At 62.6% G+C, this 17,065-nt stretch carries 6 protein-coding genes; 4 read left to right on the top strand and 2 right to left on the bottom strand.

Annotation, left to right across the window (positions count from 1 at the left end):
• The first annotated feature begins 90 nt into the window (after positions 1–90).
• Genes B0I00_RS14560 through B0I00_RS14550 form a run of 3 tightly spaced genes read left to right on the top strand, consistent with a single transcriptional unit; the run spans position 91 to position 8,941 of the window.
• The gene (locus tag B0I00_RS14560) at positions 91–6,249 is read left to right on the top strand and encodes a DEAD/DEAH box helicase (RefSeq protein WP_157812588.1); all 6,159 of its coding nucleotides are present in this window, start codon (positions 91–93) and stop codon (positions 6,247–6,249) included.
• The gene (locus B0I00_RS14555) at positions 6,249–7,970 is read left to right on the top strand and encodes a nuclease-related domain-containing DEAD/DEAH box helicase (protein ID WP_198519262.1); all 1,722 of its coding nucleotides are present in this window, start codon (positions 6,249–6,251) and stop codon (positions 7,968–7,970) included. The genes B0I00_RS14560 and B0I00_RS14555 overlap by 1 nt, the downstream gene beginning before the upstream one ends.
• Entirely contained in the window at positions 7,967–8,941 is a 975-nt protein-coding gene (locus tag B0I00_RS14550; RefSeq protein ID WP_157812587.1) for a hypothetical protein, read from the top strand. The genes B0I00_RS14555 and B0I00_RS14550 overlap by 4 nt, the downstream gene beginning before the upstream one ends.
• On the opposite strand, the gene B0I00_RS14545 is transcribed toward B0I00_RS14550, so the two are convergent.
• A complete protein-coding gene (locus B0I00_RS14545) occupies positions 8,907–11,753 on the bottom strand; it encodes a helicase-related protein (RefSeq protein ID WP_100868114.1) in 2,847 nt (948 codons plus the stop codon). The two genes, B0I00_RS14550 and B0I00_RS14545, sit on opposite strands and share 35 nt — an antisense overlap.
• Positions 11,750–14,515: a hypothetical protein gene (locus tag B0I00_RS14540; RefSeq protein WP_100868113.1), complete on the bottom strand. Its 2,766-nt coding sequence runs from the start codon at positions 14,513–14,515 to the stop codon at positions 11,750–11,752. Before B0I00_RS14540 ends, B0I00_RS14545 begins: the two co-directional genes overlap by 4 nt.
• A 455-nt stretch (positions 14,516–14,970) precedes the next feature.
• Here B0I00_RS14540 and B0I00_RS14535 point away from each other — a divergent pair, with 455 nt between their 5' ends.
• Positions 14,971–16,920, top strand: coding sequence for an ATP-binding protein (locus tag B0I00_RS14535; RefSeq protein ID WP_100868112.1), 1,950 nt, complete (start codon positions 14,971–14,973; stop codon positions 16,918–16,920).
• Positions 16,921–17,065 lie beyond the last annotated feature (145 nt).

Below are 17,065 nucleotides of genomic sequence, written 5' to 3'. Positions count from 1 at the left end.
GAAGTGAAGAACTGACTATCGTTGCTCCGGGGCAATGGTGGCTCTGTTGGCGCCGATATCAATCAACGTATTCGTTTTTTAGGGGGTAGCGTGCGCACCGAAATTGAACATATGCGGGAAGCGCTCGCCTCCTATATCGAAGCGACCTACCATCTTTCAAATCCCAAGGTCGTAAAACTTAGGCGCAATCTCCTGACCCAAGGCGGCGTTGCCCAAACACCGTTTATCGAGAGCACGCCTGCGTACGTCGGCGACCGCAAGTTTGCGACGCTAGCGATCGATCCCTCGGTGCGCACCTTCCTGAGCAGTATGGCGTCGCGGGAGGCCGAGCAACTCCTGTTCGATCCGCCCTATGAACATCAGGCGCGAGCACTCGAACTCGCCGCGAAGGCCGATGCGGGCGGAACGGGCATAGTCGTCACGACTGGCACAGGGTCGGGCAAAACGGAAAGTTTTCTCCTGCCTGTGCTTGCGCGTCTAGCGGATGAAGCCACGCACAGACCAGAGCATTTCTCGACGCGCGCGGTACGGGCACTGCTGCTTTATCCGATGAATGCGCTGGTCAACGACCAGCTAGGCCGGTTGCGCACACTGTTTGGCGCGAGCGCGGTGCGCAAATGGTTCACCTCTGCAGCTAACCGACCCGCCAAGTTCGGCCGTTATACTGGTCGCACGCTCTATCCGGGCATTCGCGACGGTGACCGCGATCAGAAACGACTGAAGACGCTCGAATATTATCTCAAAATCGAAGACGGCGCGCGGGCCGGTAACGTCAAAGATCAGGCGCTCTTACATATCTTGCGGGAGAAGGGTCGCTGGCCCGGCAAGCCGGACAGCTTCCTTGGTGCCTTTGATGGCCTGCGTAATTGGTACGGGAAGCCCGGCGCGCATTGGGTGGACCCGAATGGTGATCCCCTGCGTGCGATCGAGCGAATCGAAGATCCCGAATTGCTCACCCGCCACGAGATCCAGGCAGCGTGTCCAGACCTACTCATCACCAACTATTCAATGCTCGAGTATATGCTGTTGCGCCCTATCGAACGCGACATCTTCGCCGATACCCGCGCCTATTTTGAGGCGAACCCGCAAGAGAACTTCTTCCTGATCCTCGATGAGGCGCATCTGTACCGGGGTGCGAACGGCACCGAAGTCGCCTATCTGATCCGTCGGCTCCTCGACAGGCTCGGCCTTCCCGTTTCGCGCGTGACCTTCATCGCTACCAGTGCCTCTTTCTCGAATAGCAGCGCAGCAGCCAAGTTTGTCGCGCGGCTTACGGGCCTAGAGCCCGACGCGATCACCACGCTGACCGGCGATAAGCGTGCGTTTGAGCCGTCGGCGGAAGGTCCTTCCGACTTGGCCAGTACGCTGGCCGCAGTGCCGCTCAACATGCTGCAATCCTCGTCGCCACGCGACCGTTCCGCAGTCCTGATACCGCTCGCAAAATTTGCTCAAACGCAGATCGGCGCGCCGGTCATGCTCAAACGCACCGATGGCGCGAGCCAGGATATCGTCGCCACCGTCCATGGTCTCGACGGTCGCGGGGAGGCGATCGAGGAAGAGGTGCTGCTGGCTGCAGGCGGGATCGCTGAGACCGAGCAAGTCTTCCTGGTCGTCAATGATGTGCGGTGTTCGGAAGGCGGGGTATCGTTTGCCCGGCGCTATGAACTCGGGACCGCGACGGCGGAAGCCTGCGACTGGAAGGAAGACGACCTGCCGGCCGCGCTCGCCGAATTGCTGGGCGACTTGCCGGTGCTTGGCCGGCTGCGCAACGTCACCTCCGGTGCGCAGTCGCAAAACGACCCGGTCGTCTCACCCGGCGCAGCCTGGGCGCTAACCGCGCTTCCGGCCGCTCTTTTCCCCAACGCCGATCCCGAATCCGGCGCGGCGGGGGTCGATGCACTGCTCGAACTCGCCTCGCTCGCCCGACCAAATCCAGGCGCACCACCACTGCTTCCGGCGCGCGTCCATATGCTTTTCCGCGGGCTTCCCGGCCTGTGGGCCTGCGCGAATCCGGACTGCAGCAGGATCGCCGAAGACGAACGCGGGGGGCCAACCGGCGCACTCTACGCCGAGGCCCGCCAGAACTGCGATTGCGGCGCTCAGGTCTATGAACTGCACAGTTGCCGCGACTGCGGACTGTCGGTCGCACGCGCCAACGTCGGTGCGCCGACCGGGGTCGAGCACCTTTGGCAGGACAATGGTCGTGCCTATGCCGGCGATACCGGCGTCATCGAGCCAATTCACGTCTGTCTCGAGGATCCGCTACCGCAAAAGCCCAATATGATCCGTCCGGCCTTCCTCGATCTCAAGTCCGGGCGGATCGGCGGTGGCGGCGGCTTGAGCCGGGAGGTTTGGCTACCGCCGTTGATGGGCACCAAATTGTTTGAAAAATGTCCGCGTTGCGAAGCATCGTGTGCCGATACCTCGCCAGGAGGAATTTCCGACCTGCAGACGAAAGGCGAGCAGCCGTTTAAGGAATTGATTTCGGTCCAAGTGCTTGAGCAGCCGCCTCGCCCCGAAAGCACCGCGCCGCTACAGGGCCGCAAGGCCTTGGTCTTTTCCGATGGCCGGCAGACCGCGTCGCGTCTCGCTGGGGAAATGAAGACCTTCTCGTTCCGGGACAGCCTTCGCCCTTTGCTGCTGACGGGCATGCAGGCACTGCGCTCGCCGGTGTTCATGCCATCGCTGAACGACGCGCCGCTGGCGATTTCACTGGGCGCGGCAAAGTTCGGGGTACGGCTGCGGCCGTCGGGCGACGATGAAGGTGCAATGGATCATGCCGGCAGGCGTGCGAACAATCTCGTCGCAAACCCGGATGCCGAGGCGGAGGATTTCCGCTCGCTGACCGCGCAGACCTCCGATCGGACACCGCTTTCGGTTTTCCAGAGCATCTACGCGGTACTGCAGGACGACCATACCGGGCTGTTTCCGCTCGCTCTGGCGATGCTGCGTCCCAAAATCACCAAGACCGAGGAAAAGCAACTCAAGGAAGCACTCGTCCCGCCCGCCATATCGGGTCTCGATGACGACGCTGCGCGCACCGCCCTCGTCGAACTGTGGTTGTGGCAGGCAATGCGCAAACACGCGATCAAGTTGCAAAGCAGCTTCCAGAACATCGAGGGCGCCAAGGGCTCCTCGGGGATCCGGCGATGGAACGGCCGGTTCAGTCAGGTCATTGCCAAGCAACTGGGCGATCGCGGGCTCAAGGCTTGGATCAAGGGTGACTATGCCAGCGTCTGCGAGCCCGCGCTGCGGTCCGTATTCTCCGATGGCGAGCCGGGCGATTATTTTCTGCTGGCAAGCAAGGTCGCGCTTGATCCCGGCGAGACATCCGAGTGGCTCCGGTGCGAGCGGTGCACCAGCGTGTCTCCGCGCAACGCGCTACTTGGAGATCACTGCGGCTATTGCGGCGGTACTGCTAAGATGATCGATCCCGCGCAGGACGCGGTGTTTCGTAGCCGCAAGAGCTTCTACCGGCGTCTGTGGGAGCGGCTCAGCGATCCCGACGATGCCTATGCGCCGCACCAACTTATCGCCGAGGAGCATTCGGCGGCGCTCAACGACAGCGGTCTGGCCAATGCGATGTCGCGCAACGAAGCCTATGAATTGCGCTTCCAGGACGTGCCGATCGAGCAGGACGGCCAGATCGGCTCGCCGATCGACATCCTAAGTTGCACGACGACGATGGAAGTTGGCATTGATATCGGCGGCCTGACGGCTGTCGCGCTTCGCAACGTGCCGCCGGGACGCGCCAATTATCAGCAGCGTGCGGGGCGCGCCGGCCGCCGCGGCGCCGGCCTGTCGACAGTGGTGATGTTCTGCGGGGCAGATAGCCACGACCAGAGCTTCTTTCGCGATCCAGCACCCATCGTCGCCGGTCCCGCGCCAGATCCGATCCTCAATCTCGATAATCCGGTGATCGCGCGGCGCCAGGCGTTCGCCTACCTGATTGGCCGGTTCCAGCAGGACCGGATCGATACCGTGGGCGGCTCCGCGGACGTCTTCTCATCGCTCGGCAGTGTGGCCGACTTCCTGAGCGGCGCCGACGATGTCTTCTCGCTCAAAGGTCTGACGCAGTGGATCACGGACAATCGCGAAGATCTTCACTTCGACCTCGAGCGACTGTTCACCGAATCCTGCCCGGCGCTCAATGCGGACGACCTGCTCGATTCCATGCCGTCCGTCCTCGCGACGCATCTGATCGTGCCCAGCGAAAGCGCACCACCGCCAGCGCCGCCCGCCAAGGCGGACGATCTCGATGACGACGATATCGAAGACGAGGAGATGGAGGATAGCGCCGACGACGACCATGCAGTTGCCGACAACGGCAAACTGCTCGACCGGCTGTTCGACGCCGGCCTGCTTCCCAAATATGCCTTTCCGACTGACGTCGCGACGTTCAGTGTCTTCGAGGAGACGACCGACCCTTGGAACCCCAAGCGCCGCTATTCTCCGCAGCAGGGGCTCAACGCGGCACTGAGCCAATATGCGCCCGGACACGAAGTCTGGGTGGATGGCAAACGCTACCTCTCGCTTGGTCTCTATTCCGAGCGTGATGAGGAGCGGATCGGTGCCTACAAGGCACGGCGGCTCTATTATCAGTGCCAACTCTGCAACTATGCGGACCTCAAGGATCTGAAGGACGGCTATCCCGAACAAACCCGCGACTGCCCGGCATGCAATGGCCGCGCGACCCTGGGCCCCGCGCGTCGCTGGGTCCGGCCCACCGGCTTCTCGCATCCGCCGACGATCACAGCGCTGCCGCCAGATTTCGACGCGGGCACGCGCACGCGCCCGACCCGCGCCACGCTCGATTCGCTGCAATTTCCCGACGACGCGCGCATTGGCGGCGAAAGCTGGCCGATCGGCACGCGCTGGGAGGGCTGGGGCGACACCAAGACGCTGGTCGTCACCAACCGCGGTTCGCTCGACGCGACCAACTATGCCTTCAACTATTGCGGCAAGTGCGGGCGCATCGAACCGGGTGACTTCGATCCGGCGATGCGCCGGTTGCGTTCCGGCCAGACCCATCCAAGGCCCCGGCCCAACCGACCGAAGGAGCAAGAGGAATGCGACGGAACCTTCACCAAAATCGTGCTGGGCAACGAATTCGACACTGACGTCGTAGTGTTACGGCTGGGCTTGCCGCGCGACTGGTCGCTCGACCCCGATCGCGCCGCAACCACAATCGCGGCACGCTCGGCGGTCGAGGCATTGCGCCGGGCGGCCTGCGCGATGGAAGATCTCGAGCCGAACGATATCGACGGAGATTTCCGCTTCGCTCCGAGAAGCGCCGATCATCAGTTCATCGATCTGTATCTCTATGACCAGGCGGCCGGCGGCGCCGGCTTTGTGAAGGCAGCCGCGCGCGATCCGCACAAACTCGTCGATACGGCGCTGGCGTTGCTCGACGGCTGCGACTGCGACGACAGCTGCTACCAGTGCCTGCGCTCGTACAAGAACCGTTACGATCACGCGCTGTTTGACCGGCGGATCGGCGCTGACCTGCTGCGCGCCTGCTTCAAGGGCGCGCAGTTGGCAATTCAACCTGATCGGGAGGATTATGCGCTCGATCGGCTGGCAGCCGACCTGGAGGAGAGCGGTGCCGCGACCCAGCGGCTCGATGGCTGCCTTATCGACGCACAGGGAAAGGTCATCTGCCTCGCACATCCATTTGTCGAAAATCGGCCCTGCTCGCCACGGGCGAGCGCACTGATTGAAGACAAGGACGCGGTGGCGATCGATATCCTACTCGTCCTGCGCGCGCTTCCGATTGCATCGAGCGAGGCGTTGTCAGTCCCGAATGTGGATTTAAACGCCGGCCTTAAGCCTGATCCCAATGGGGTTCCGGAGTTGACCGCCGCGCAGATCGTGGCTGGCGAGACTACGGCCGACGCGCAAGCACCCTGCTATACTGTCAGCGAGGCTGAGGCCGGCGATTTCCTGTTCAGACTGGACGCCAATACATTGTCGGGTAAATCGGACGTCGCCAAGGGCACGATATGCCTGTTTCGGCCTTTTGCTGGCGAGCCAACTAAGACTGACATCTATTTGATCCGGCGCACCGATGGCGAGGCATTTGGCGCAACGCGTGCGAGTTGGACGGTCGGCATGCTCCAGGCGCTCGACAAGGACCAGACGCGCGTCCGTTACCGGGCGGCGTCGCATCACATGGAATGTTCGAGCCAATTGGTGCAGCCTTCCAGCGCGCTGATTGCCGTCGCCCAATTCATCAAGGCGGTCCATTGATGGCGCAGTTCATTCCCTCGATTGATCCAGAAACGATGGAGTTCGGCTCCGAAGCCGACTTTGCGCGAGCGATGCAACTGCAATTGGGGGAAGGGTTTCTGGTGATGCATTCACTGCCCTGGGTCTTCCCCGCGCGCGACGACATCGACGCGCCGTCCCGCGAGGGCGAGGCGGACTTCCTGGTACTGCACCGCCAATTTGGGCTGCTCATCATCGAAGTGAAGGGCGGCGAGATCACGCTCAAAGGGCGGACTTGGTATCGCCACGTCAAGGCCGGCCTCAAAGAAATCAAGGACCCAGTTCGCCAGGCACGGCGCAGTTTGTGGGCGTTGAAGAAGCGCATCGAACTTGTCTGCGGCAAGGCGGTTGCCGATCAGACAATCATCTCGGTGGCGGTCGCCTTCCCGCATTGCCTGTTCAAGGATAATCCGCCGGCCGACCTGCCGGCCGATGCGATTATGACGATGGACGATCTCGCACAGGTAGAGGCGGCAATTTTGCGCGCCTACAAGGCTGGCGGTGGCGGCAAGCGCGAACTATCGGTCGAGCAATTCGATGCGGTGCGACGCGCGCTTGCGCCCGAGTTTCGCGTCTATGAGCCGCTGCGCGTTAGTGTCGATGCCGCTGGCGAGACGCTCGCCCGGCTGACACGTCAACAACTGCAGGTGCTTCGAGGCTTCGACGCCAATCCTCGGGCGATCATCGAGGGGGTTGCTGGTTCGGGCAAGACGCTGCTCGCAATGCAGCGCGCGCGCTCGTTGGCCACGACGCACAATGCAGTCCTGTTCACCTGCTTCAACGCCGAACTGGCCAAATGGATACGTGAGGAAATGGCCGCTGATCTTGCCGAGAATGGCGGCAAAATCACGGTGCAGAACTTCCACCGGCTGGCATCGGACCTATGCAAAACGGCGGAAGTCGACTTCACCGTCAACCAGCAGGACTCCGCGCGCTGGTGGGATGAAAAGGCGCCCGACCTGCTCGCCGAAGCCGCCCTCGACCTGTATGGTGGCGAGCCGCCATTCGACGCGATGGTCGTTGACGAAGCGCAGGACTTCTCCCCGTCCTGGTGGGACGCGCTCGAATATCTGTGCAACCGCAAGAGCGCAGTCTGGGCTTTCCTCGACAAGGCGCAGAGCCTGCGCCGCGATCCCGTCGATCCGCCGCTCGATGGCGCGTTCCGCCTCGCGCTCGATATCAATTGCCGCAATACGCGGCGGATCGTCGCCTGCGCCAATGCCGCGACCGACGTCGCCAGCGAGCCGTTCGAACTGGCGCCGCTCGGAAGACCGCCCAAGCTGATCGTACCCCAGACGCCGATCGCGATCAGCGGCCTTCTGCAGCAAGAAGTGCGATCGCTGCTCAAAGACCATCGGCTCGAACCGCGTCAGATCGCGATCCTCGGCCCGGCAAGCAAAGCGAAGGGACCATTGGCCACCGTCAGCGCGATCAACCGTGTACCGCTCATCGACGACGCGTCGCAGTGGCGCGACGGCAAGGGGATTTTGTTCAGCACTGCGCGCAGTTTCAAGGGGCTCGAGGCGGACGTAGTGATCCTGTGCGATTTTTCCGGCCTGGGCAGTCTGTTCACCGTCAGCGATCTCTATGTCGCGCTGACGCGTGCGCGGTCACATCTCGTCATCGTCGCGCATGATCGGGCGGCCAAGGAGACCCTCGATGTCGCACTTGCGGCTGCGATCGCGACGGGTGCCGACGAATGACGATGATGGACGCCTGGAGCGCGGCGATTGGATACACGGCGGACGACACAGACTCGCCATTGCTTCCCTCGATCGTCGAGCACATCCGCAGCGCCATCTTCGAGGCGGGGTTTGTCAGTCGCGGCCGGATCACCAGTGGCCTGAAGGAAGCGTATCGTCCGTTCGATCTGGACGAGGCCGTGATCCGCGAGAAGACCGACGCGGCGATCGATCTGATGTTGCTGAGTGGCGACCTTGAAGAATATGCGACCAGTGCGGGCCGCGGCTATGCCGGAACGCCGCCCAGACTAATCGATTGGGCCGGCGACCGCGTCACCTTGTTAGGTTCAAGCGGTATGGGGACAGGTACGGTCCGCCAGTTTGCCGCTGAAACTCCGCCGGACGATGGCGTCACGATCGCGCTAGACGATGAACTCGGCCGCCCTGAATGGCGCAACGCGCTGGTTGAACTCGGCGGTGCCGATGCGCCCGGCAGCGATGCCCGCACGTTATTCGCATTCTCGCAGGCGCTAGCAGCAAGCGGGGAACGCTATTCGCTCGACGAGCCGAACGCCGTTGCAGTTGTCAGTGGTCGCTCAGAGTTTTTCGGGCGCGCGGACCCCGCACCATCGGGACGCTGGGGCCGGGTTGAAGCGGAAGGTTTCTATCCGGCTGCAATTCGGACGGGATATACACTCAAGAACGTCGTAATTCACGTTGCCGGCAAGCAGACGACGCTGTGGCAACCGCCGTCGCGCGACATCTGGCGATGGATTGTCGTTGGCCAGACGCTGACGCAGGGCGACCCGGTGCTGCGCTACGATCAGGCGAGCGGGGTTCTTGACTTCCTGACGCCACCACCGCGCCAGGCAGAGCGCGCGGCATTGATCACGGGCGAGCAACTCAAGCCCTGGTCCTGGAGGCTCGACACCAACGCCTATGCCGTCATTGCCGCGCTCATGGGGTGTCCCCGCCAGAGGCTTTCGGAATAAGCCAGAAGAACCGTGGCGGTTTCAGTTTGGCAACCTCGCCAAGCGCCGCCTCGAGCCCTTCCAGCCTGGCCAGCCTAGCCTGCCATGACTGCTCGGACAATGCCAGCATCAGTTCCGCGCCGCGGACGATTGCCCGATTGAACTCAAGCTTGGAATCGAGCGCTGTCGTCACCTTGATCTCGGCCCGGGCAGCTGCAATGAGATTGTCGGCATCCACTTGGGCGGCAAACAACCGAGCCGGTACTGCGCGACGGATCGAAAGCTGCGCGCGGGCGAGATATTCACCCCCTACGGCCGTCAAGCGTCGCATCGCTGCGGTCCGCGCCGCACGCTGGTGGGCCTCGGACAACATCGTGCGGCGACGCGCGAGTTGGCGCGCACCAATGCCGTCGAACGCTGCGGCCTCGGCCTCGGCCACCGCTAATTCATCGCCATCTTCGACCATGGTCGCAAACAGCAACTCGGGCGGACTCAGGTCGATCATCCAGCGACGATCGGCCTGGAATTGCGCGAGCGCGATCCGCGCCATGGCGGCGCGTGCATCCTGTTCGGCTTTCGAGGCCGGAGCATCGCCAGATCCCAACATCGCATTGGGATCAAAGGCCAGCGCGTCCCGCAGGTCCACTTCGCTAACCGCGATCAGCAGTCGGCGATTGACCCAACGCAGCATCGGATGATCTTCAGGATATTCGACGATAAATTCAGTGCTGAGGTCCACTGAAGGTGCCTGCTTTTCGAAGGCGGCGACTGCGCCGTCATGCATGCCGCAGCCGTGGTCGAAGAAGTTGAGGCGACGCTTGGTATCGTCATTTTGGACGACATTAGTACGCGGCGGGCACTCGATCGCGGCGCGGCGAACGATGAATGCCTGACGATACCAACTGCTGCGGATATCGATGTCGGGGATGATCAGATCGTTGACGTCGGGTTTGGACTTGTACCACATCGTCTTGAAGCGCTGGTCGCCATCCTGCCCGTTGCGAACGTCAAGATAATCTTCCCGCGCGAGCTTGATCATCATTTCGGCGGCGCGCTCGCGCATGAGATACCAGTTCCAGTCAAAGCCTTCGACCGGTTCGAGCGGTCCTGCGTATTGCCGACTGCGGAACCTGTTCTCGCAACGCGTCGCCAACGCGGTGCGCGGCGTCGGCGGCAAGGTGGTGGCTTCAAGCCACGCGTCATAGGCTTCGCCGAGCGTCCGCGCCTGCTTGGCAGCGTCGCCCCACGTCGCGCCGGTTACGCCGTTGGCTGCGCTGGCGATCGCGTCGCTGATCGCCTTCCACTCGGATTCGTCGAACACCTCGCTGCGCAGGAAGACGCCTGTTCCCTCGAGGACGGTAAGGATGCTACTCTCGATCGAATTTTCAACGACGATCGGGGTGATGGCGATCCGGCGATTGGCCGGTAGCCCCTTGATGCCGAGCCGGTCGATGCGACCGATCCATTGCTGGATATCGGGCGGAGACCAGGGCAGCGCAAAAAAGATGATCTCGTCGGCGAACTGTAAGTTGTGGCCTTCGCGTGCGGCGTCGGCGGCGACGAGGATCTTGGCTTCGCCGCTGATGAAATCGTCGAGCGCTTCCTTGAGCAGCGCGACTTGCACTTCGAGTTCTTCGGCGGCACCGACCGTTCGGCGCTTCCGCGCTACCTGCATGTCGGTCAGTTTCTCAATCGCGTCGCGCAGATAATCGGTAGTGGGATTGTCCTCAGCAACGACAACGGCGCGACCACCCGGATTCTTGGCGTGGAAAATTCGCAGATGATCAATCAGGGCGTCAAGCTTGGCATCGCCCGGCTCGTCACGCAGGCACGTGTCGATCTGCCGCCACGCTACCTGGAGGTCGGGAGTCGTGCGCCGCAGCGTGCTAAGGCGTTCGCGTAGCGATTGCGGACTGCGTCCTGCGACCTGGAGCAGCGCTTCGCGGCGGATATCCAAATTCGAACTACGTGCAGCGTCGAGATAGGATCGCGTCGCGCGCGCGCGATCGACATCGCCGTCGGTCGGAGCAAGCTTGATCGGCTGGTAATTTCGCTTGGGGAGGGCATCGGGATAGTCAGTGCGCGCCGTGCGGATGAGCCGCCGGTATAGACCGAACGCCTCTTCGACCGCGCGGCGCCTGCCGGCGTCTTGAAGCTCGCCGCCCCATTCGTCGCGTGCGTGCGCCTCGCGCTCGGCCAGGATCTGGAGGATGTCGCGGTCTTCGGCGCGGGCAATGCGATCGGCCTCTGGCTCTAGCAGGGCCATGAGTTCGCGACGCGTGCGCGCTTGGTGAAGCGCTGGAGTCGCAGTCAGAGCGATGACATTGGGGATGGTCCGCGCCGCAAGGATCAGGTCTTCGCGGACCTGGACCTGCAACTTGGTGAATTCGTCTACCAGCAGTAGGTCGATGCGATCGGCGACAATGCGGCCACCGACGAGCAATCGGCTCGGCCGAACCAGCCGCATCACCAGATTGCCATGGACGCCTCCTTCGTCCCCGCTCTCAAGTGCGAGGACGTGGCCGCGGCACAGCAACTCCTCTTCCCATTGCGACACCAGATCATCAGGCACGACGAGCGCCGCCGTCAGCGGGCGCGGGCTTTGCGCGGCGAGCGCGCGCATGACCATTATCGCCTGAATGGTCTTCCCGAGGCCGACCTCGTCGGCGAGAAGCCAACGACAAGCGGTTCCGGTCACCATGCGATGCACGCTGTCAATTTGGTGGGTATAGGCAAATGCGCCGACACCCAGCGCGCCGAGCAGCGCCTGATCGCGGTCGAGGCGCCGCGCCGCAGCGTGGATACCAAGCAGCACCCGGTGGAAGTCGCTCATGCCGGCACCCCCGCGACGCTAGGACCCAATCGGAGCGCAGCGTAGCGCGTTGCGCGCGACACGAAAGGATCATTGGCGAGAATATGGACGGCGGCATCGACGTCGTCGCAAGCAGCGGGCGACAACCAGAGCTGCAGCGCACCCGCGGCCGTTTCGGGCGAGAGTTGGCCGCGCGGCAAGGCGTAATTGCGGGTCCAGGCTGCGAGATCCTCTGCCAGTTCGGCGATGCTGAGGTCGGCATAGCTGCGCTTGGCGAGTAGCCGACCGCCTTCGGTCGGTGCCAATTGTCGGACCAGCGCGGGGCGACGAATCGCACGCAACGCCTCCTTGGCTGCGCTCTCCCAATCATCGGGCGGCGCACCAAAATCAAAATCATCCTCGACGTCGAGAAGCGCCCCTGCGGCATGCAGTTCGACGATCACTTCCGAAAATGCCGCGTTCAGTGCGTCGTCCATCGCGCCGTCTGCGGGCACCGTGCTGGCGATGGGCCAGTCGGGGTCAAGCGAACGAGCCTGCTGCACAAACGCCCGCGCGAACAGCGCGGCCTCATCCGGGCCTGCTTGGGCCGGAACAGTGACCATGCGGCGCGAGACGGCGATGTCCCACAGCGAAGCATGCGGATCGGTCGGGCTGTCCTTGCTGTCCTGCTCGGCACGGGACCAGGCGCGACCGCATAGATCGATGACCAATGGGTCTTCAAAGTGGCGAACGATGCGCCCCTTGGCGCCGATCGCCGGCAGCGACGTGCATCGCGCCCGCGCCCAGGCAATACGGGCACGCGCGATATCACCGACGCCCTTGCCATGGTCGAACATCCGCCGCGAACCGACGTCGGAGCCAAATTGTGCGGTGAAATCGCCATAATCGAATATGTTGGAACTGAGAATCTGCAACGGGTCGGCAATACGGCCATCCGACAGCAACAACCCATATGCTTTGGCCCCGCGACTTGGCGGGGCGATGGTGTCGGAAGCCACGAACCGATGCGGTGCCTGCGCGCTTGCCTCAACCAACGTGGCATTGAGGTCTGCGCCGACCAATTGCGGCCCGTCTTCGGTCCATTCGACCGAGGCCGGAGGCCGTTCGAGCGGAATCGCGAGCGCACGCGAACGTCCAAGCGCCACACGGAGCATTCCCTTGCCGGTTTCGAGGAGTTTGGCGCGAACGACATCGTCATAGAGCGGCGCCAGGAGTTTCGAACTGGAGGCAATTGTCGTCGGCAACGTGGCGAGCCGCTCGCGTCCACGCGCGATCAGGCGTCCGTCGATCTCAAGATCGGCCGTCACGCTCACACCGACGAGTGGTACCGCGCTTTCGACCCGCAACTGCAAGCGGCGTTCGACCAGCGCTTCGAAGGCGCTGTCGCGTTCAAACACAATGATGTCGGCAACGCCGTCCTCAGCACTCGGTGCAGCTTCGGCGCGAAGCCCGGGCCGGCCGGCGAGCCCGGAAACCGCAGTGATGCGACCATTGGCGGGTAGACGCTGCGGCATTGCGTCGCACTCGGTGTCTGTGCTGTCGCTGTAGATCAGAAATGGTCGATCGGGTCGGACGACGCCCTGCGGAGCACTAATCGCATCGATTGGATGGCGGGCAAGCAATGCCCGACGCTGGTTGGCGAGCAGGTCTTCTTTGATCAGGATCGCCCGGTCGGCCCCTTCGGCGAGATTGGCCTCGTAGAAGCGATAGCCGCCGGCTGCGCCGAGTTGCTTGAGCCCGACGAGTGGCGCCGTGTCGAGCCTTCGTCCAAGCCAAGCATAGCCTGACACATCGTTCAAGACACCAAAACGCTGTTCCGCCTGACTGCGGTCGGCGTTGACATCGAACAGGAGTGTCGCCGTCCAGTCGATGGTCCTGCTGGCAAGCATCGCTGCGATGTCCGTGCCCGCGCCAAAGACGCTCGCAGCGTCAGGATAGGCGGCATCCTCTTCGCCCGGTGCGGAGCCAAGCGTGATTGCAAATGGACCGGTTCCCAGCGCCGTGTCCGGGTGAAGAAAGCTGCCCGCGTTCCACAGGCGCGGCTTCCACCCAGCGGAACGGGCAATGCCGCGCGCCTCGTCATACAGCGCCGGAGACAGTGTGGGCCAACTCACGAAAAGATGCACGCCACTGGCGTCAGCGAGCAGTGCGAGGCGTCCCAATGTCTGTTGGGTGGCAGTTGGCGGCTTTGCGGTTCGCCCGCGCAGGCGAGCTGCTCGCGCTGCAAAAAAGGCTTCAGGATCGGTAGCGACAGCGTCGCGCAAACGGGTGTATGTCGCTGACGACAGCAAAGTCCCGCGATTCTCCGTGAGAAGCGCGCTCAGGACGCGCCCGCTCGGCCCCTCGAAGCGCAGCCAGTCGGTGAGCCGGGCTCCCTCGGCGGCGCTCGCCCAAGCACGCAAGCTCGGAAAATTGCTCGTCCGTCCCGGTCCGGGCAGCGCAGCGACCGGCGCGCGCGCCATAAGCCGGCTGACTGCGCCGACGAGATCGACCGGTAGCAGTGCATTAGCGATCGGCCAGGCAATGATCGAGAAATGGCTGCTGAACGCACTATCGCTCGGCCGCGACAAATCGTAGCGCTTGGCCTGCGTCTCGAAGATTTCGGCAATGCGCTGGCGATGCGCCATGGTTACGCTAAGCCCAAGCGCGTCGCTGAACTTCGCCCAGAACACCGTCCCAACCCCTTCGAAGCGGAAGCCGATTTCTGCAGCAACGGCGCAAATCAGCAGCGGTGCGCGTGAAATGAGATTATCAAGGCTATGCGTCGAAACTATCGGCGCCATGTCATCAAAGGGCTCAGGCCACAACATTACGTGGTCAACTGCTTCAATCAACGTAACAGCGGCTGTCCGTTTCTTATTCAGCGCAACAATGGACGCCTTGAGCCCGCGCTCAAGGGCATCGATCTCGCCTAAACTCAACATACCCAGTCGACCATCATAGAGATGCTTCCCCCCAGTGTTATGATCCGCGCGCGATCACGCGCTGTCGAGCAGAGACATTGTCGTCTCATGAAGATTACGCGGCTTTTCAACGACAATTCGATTTCGCACCGCACCCGATCACCGAGACTCAAGAGCCGGTCTGCGATGCGATTTTCTAGGACATCTCGCAAACCCTTAGCTTTGGTCCAGATTGCGATGACAAATTAATTGCGGTTCGGCGCACATCAGGCATAGTGCTTGGCCATAGTAGGGATGCCACCAGCGGCCATGCGCCGTGAACAACGGAGGACATCATGTCTATCGACGACACCGCAAGCGATCGCTTGCTCACCGAGGTTGAGCGCCAGCAGAAGTATCTTGCACGGCTGCCCGACGATTATCAGTTTCCACTCTTCAACGCCGCTCAGGCGCTCGAATCCCAACGTCGCAGCGGTTATCGCAACACCGCCGCAGCTGCCAGGGAGATCGTCGACAACGCGATCGAGGCCAAAGCGACGCGTATCGACATCTGTTTCGAGCGACCCAAGCAGTTGAAGGCGCACCAGCGTGCCGACACCATCTTCGCGATGGCGTTCATCGACAATGGCTCAGGTATGTTGCCCAAGATGGCTCGCTATGCGCTCTCTTGGGGATCGGGCACCCACTTCGACGATCCTGGGTTCATTGGGAAGTTCGGGTTTGGTTTGCCCAACGCATCGATCAACCAGACCCGTCTGGTCGAGGTCTATACCAAGACCGCGGATTCGCCGACCATCACCAAGGCGACACTCGATGCCCGCAAGGTTAAAACTCACGGCCTTCATTCGATCGAGGAGCCGGTTGATGCCGCCCTGCCTGATTTCGTACAGACCTACCTCGACAAAGCTGGCCTAGCCTTCGAGCACGGCACTGTCGTCGTGTGGGTCGATCCGGACCGCCTGACATACCGCACGCCCGCACTGATGAAAGAGCACTTGCTCGATGATTTCGGCGTCACCTATCGTTACCTTCTCGACAAGGTCGAACTGCATATCGACAAGACCCGGGTTGCTGCGGTCGATCCGCTGTTTCTGACCGACCACGCCCGCTATTTTCTCGACGAAACCAAGGGCGGCGCCAAGCAGAGCGCCGACTACAGCATCGCGGTCAAATATGCGCGCGACCCCGATACCGGGCAGATGGCCCTAACCAAGATAGAGGATCTCTCGGAGATCGATCGAGCTGATCCCGGCCTGGAGGCCGCAGGCGCGATTTATGTCCGAGTTTCGCGCTTCCCATATGGCTTCGCCGAAGCCGCACCGAAGGGGCAGAAGGCGGCGAGCGACGCCAATCGCCGGTTCGAAATCCGCAAGACCCGTCGCGGCATGTCCTTTGTCCGCGCTGGCCGCGAGATCGAGACAGTCGACGTCTTTCCGAAGTCGGTGAAGGATCAGGCCAAGGGGCTCGGCAACTGGCCACTGCTCCAGTCCTATGCCTATCACTGGGGCGTCGAGGTCAAGTTCGATCCCGATCTCGACGAAGTGTTCGGCATCACCAACGACAAGCAGACGGTGCGGCCCATTGAGGATCTCTGGCGGTTGTTCGCATCCGAGAAAATCGATGAGCAACTTGGCCGCGAGCAATCCGAACAGCGCAACATCCGCAAGGCCGCTCGCGAAAAGCTGCGCCAGGCCAAAGCCCAGCGGTCGCCCGAGCCGACCGCCGCCGAGAGTGCGGCTGCCGCCGCCGACACGATGACCGGCCACAAGCCGCGTGTCACCGAGCGTGTGAAGGCCGAGGTTCGCGAAAAGTTCGAAGTGAAGGTCGCCGAGCGCGCCAAGGTCGATGCGTCATCGGTCGATGCCGCGCGCGTTGCGCTCGAGGCCGAGGCCAGCAAGCGGCCATACGTCATCGACTTCTACGACGAGCCGCGCGGTCCGTTCTTCAAGCCCGAATGGCTCAACGGTTCGCAGATCGGCGTCATCATCAATCGCGAGCATCCGTTTTTCCAGACGCTCTACAGCCCGCTTCTCAATCTCCCGGCGGGCGGGCAGGCCAAGCAAGCGCTCGACGTGCTGCTGATCGCGCTCGCGCGCGCCGAACTCGCGGTCGAGAACGAAGAGACCGCCAACTTCTACCTCACCCAGCGTGAGCGCAAGTGGAGTGAATTTCTCACCGACGCGTATCGCTCACTACAGCAGAAGTTGGCCCCTCTCGACGAGGAGACCGCCGAGGCCGAGCAGCAGATCGATGGCGACATCGCGGAATTGGAGGCAGCAGAATGAATGTTCGGGCGGGGGTGCACCTGCACTCCCGCCCATTTTGTTAAGGCCCGCGCACATCGGGCCGACATCGTGGCGTATGTGTAAGTATCAGTTCGAGACCAGTGTAGGTGCGGCCATGAGCCGTCATGTCCCCGGGACGCTGCAA

Origin of the sequence: Novosphingobium kunmingense (assembly GCF_002813245.1) — a bacterium.
Classification (GTDB): Bacteria; Pseudomonadota; Alphaproteobacteria; order Sphingomonadales; family Sphingomonadaceae; genus Novosphingobium; species Novosphingobium kunmingense.
Note: the sequence above shows the minus strand (reverse complement) of the source record. Positions and strands in the feature narration are given on the sequence as shown.